At 53.4% G+C, this 3,210-nt stretch carries 2 protein-coding genes; one reads left to right on the top strand and one right to left on the bottom strand.

Features of this window, described 5'->3' with window-relative positions; all coding sequences use genetic code 11:
* The first annotated feature begins 197 nt into the window (after positions 1-197).
* A complete protein-coding gene (locus PROAA_RS12795; RefSeq protein WP_186411711.1) occupies positions 198-1,127 on the top strand; it encodes a class I SAM-dependent methyltransferase in 930 nt (309 codons plus the stop codon).
* 68 nt (positions 1,128-1,195) lie between these two features.
* Here the strand turns inward: PROAA_RS12795 and PROAA_RS12790 are convergent.
* Positions 1,196-3,210, bottom strand: a 2,015-nt coding sequence (locus tag PROAA_RS12790) for an O-linked N-acetylglucosamine transferase family protein (RefSeq protein WP_186411710.1), incomplete at its 5' end; no start/stop codon positions are given.

Here is a 3,210-nt window from a genome sequence, read left to right as displayed (position 1 = left end):
TTACCGAATCGAAGCGGTGGCTACCCCCCACCCGATTTACAGCAGTTTAGGGACTCAATCCTGACGTTGCATCCGTTATCATTCACGTCGGTACTCGCGATACCATCAACGCAAGGTGTGGTCGACCGTCTGAATCCGATACTGGTAAGTTGATCGTTCGATACACAATTCTGATATGAGAATGACGGGGGAACGCTTTGTCGATACTGTCGAATCTGCTTAAGGACGTATTTACCAAGGAAAAGCATTCAGGGGTTTCTGCCGACGATCTGTCTCCAAGCTCTGTAGATCCACTGATCGAACAGGTCAATTTGAAATTGACTTCCGGAGACATCGAAGGCGCGGAAAAAATCTACAAGGACGCAATAGAACAGTTTCCTGGAGATACGCGTCTCCGCGCTTTGCGAACAGAAGTGGAGTTCCTGAGGTGCCTGGCGATTGTGGATAAGCGCTTCCCCGGCCCCAACTACCTCGAATGGCTCAGGTGGTTTCACGCGATGCTGAAACCAGGCAACTATCTGGAAATTGGCGTTGAATCGGGGCAATCGCTGCAATTCACTCGCGCACCAACACGCGCTGTCGGCATTGACCCCGCGATTCAAATCGTTCACCCGCAGGAAAACTGGGTCAAGCTATTCAAGCAAACGAGCGACGATTTCTTTGCAACCCGCGACCCTCAGCAAGTCTTCGGATCCAAAATTATCAACCTGGCCTTTATCGACGGATTGCACACTTTCGATCAGGCGCTAAAGGATTTCATCAATGTCGAACGTTTTTCTGACGCGAGATCCGTTGTCCTTTTTCATGACATTTTTCCGGTCGTCCCGGCAACAGCGCAACGGAATCGGACCACAAGATTCTGGGTAGGCGACACCTGGAAGGTCATGATGATTCTTCAAGAGCATCGGCCAGACCTCAAGATATTCACTATTCCAACCCGCCCAAGTGGCTTGGGAGTTGTCACCGGCCTGAATCCTGCATCGACCATTCTCCGAAATGATCTTGAGCTCATTTGCCGGCAAGCAATGGCGCTTGAACTCAGCGATTATCCAGATGGAATTGACGAGTCTTTACACGTGACAAAGAATGACTTTGACGCGGTGGCGAAGCTTCTTGAAATTGAATAGTGGCGCTCCGCATCCTATTTTGACACCTTAAGTCTCAGGCTAAATTTGCATATGTCGTGCATCAACGCCTATTTTCTTGCGATCATATTCAAGCTGATAGGAACGCCGTAGGGCCTGTAATCGCTGGTGTCGTTAAAAATGCCAAATGACTCAACCCTTCTAGCACTGGAGAACCCGGCCAAATTAAAGAAATACGTCATGAACTCGCAAGTCAAACCGATGTAGTGGAAGTCGAAATCGTCAATCTGGCCACCGAACATCATCCGCATCACGTGATAACGACTTTCCCTGTCCAACTCTGGTCTGATAAAGAGCCGACAGAGGGTCTCGAGATCCGGAACTGAGAAATACAATTCGCCGTTTTCGCAAAGTATCCTGTGAATTCCCTTCAACGTATCGACAAAGTCCCGCTGCCCGACGTGTTCCATGACGTGCGAGGCGTACACTTTCTCGCAACACGCGTCCGGAAAGGCGCTTAGATCACGTACATTCCCAACAAAATCAACGCCCTCAAAATCAAGGGCATTCAGAATCTTCCAACCCTCCTTGGGTTCTTTGCCGCCAATATGAAGTTTCATCAGGGGGTTATCAGAACACAAGATTCCGCGCACTACCGACTCTGAAGCGATGATATTTCCGGAGCTATTTGAAGCTGGCGCACTTGGTCTCGTAGGGCTTGTGAAGGAGCGTTCTCCGTGCGTTCCTCTCGATTCGACCTCGTGATCGCACCAGGCCTTCCACATACCCCGCAGCGCGGCTTCAAAGTGTCCGGCAAAGCGCTGGGCGTCAAAGATCGGTGAGGCCAGAACCTGTTGCCGCAGTCCGCTGCGCAGTTCAGCCAGCCGGTCCAGGTCGCCGGCATGCGATACCGCGCGGGCGACGTAATCATCCGGGGCCGTGGCGATCCACTCGGGCAGCCCGGCGTTCATCAGCAGGCCCACACCTTGCCGCGACAGGAAACTTTCTCCCGCCAGCGTCAGAACGGGGATGCCCATCCATAAATTCTCGACGCTGGTCGTGATGCCTGGATACGGAAACGGATCCAGTGCTATATCCACTCTTTGAAAGGGAACCAGATACTCCGCCCGGGGAACCAGTCCTTCCAGAATTAGGCGTTCTGCATCAATGCCGTGTGCGGCGAAGCGGTCGATGATGCTTTGCCGTACCGAGGCTTCCTTTAATTGTGAGGCTTTGAGAAACAGCCGGCTACCCGGCACGGCATGCAGCACGCGCGACCACAGGGCGACGACGGCGTCGTTCATCTTGCTCAGGTTGTTGAAGCAGCCGAAGGTGACCTGCCCGGTGCTCAGGGCCGGCAGGGGGGAGACGTCAATGGCCGCATCCGGGGGGGTGAAACACAGGTAACTCTCCGGCAAACGCCAGATCTTCTCGGTGAAATGGACTTCTTCACTCTCCGGCAACGTCCATGCATCAGCGATCAGGTAGTCGATCGCTCCGACGCCGGTCGTCGCCAGATAACCCAGCCAGGTCGCTTGTACCGGCGCCGGTTTCCAGGCAAACATGGGCAATCGATTGCCGCTGGTGTGTCCGGAAAGATCGATGAGTATGTCGATTCGGTCAGCACGAATGCGCTCGGCCAGTTGTGCGTCGGAAAGACCTACGACGCATTGCCAGCCGCAACAGGACGTTTTAACGCGCTCCGTAACTGAGTCGGCAGCATGTTGGGTGGAATAGGCAAAGAAAGTCAGCCGATCTGATGCATGCCTGACCAATGCCTCCAGCACGCCTTCAAGGAAATTCCCCACGGGATGTTGGCGAAAGTCACCCGAAACCAAGCCCACGCGTAAACTGCGGCCAACTTCCGGTTGAACCTGCCAAGCAGCTGACACGCGCACCTGCCGGGCAACCATTTCACCAAACCGCTTGGCTTCACTCAATCGCTGGTCAGTAGAACAGTCATCCCGGTAGTTGTGAATGAACAGTAAATTGCTGTGTGCCACCGCAAAATCCGGTTTGAGTTCCAGTGCCCGTTGGTAGTTGGCCAACGCGCCATCGAGACGCCCGAGATCCTTTAAAGCATTTCCAATGTTGTTATACGCTTCTGCACTATCGGGCTGGATTT

Origin of the sequence: Candidatus Propionivibrio aalborgensis, from assembly GCF_900089945.1 — a bacterium.
GTDB classification, from domain to species: Bacteria; Pseudomonadota; Gammaproteobacteria; order Burkholderiales; family Rhodocyclaceae; genus Propionivibrio; species Propionivibrio aalborgensis.
The sequence above is the reverse complement of the archived record's forward strand: the minus strand, read 5'-3'. Positions and strand labels throughout refer to the sequence as shown.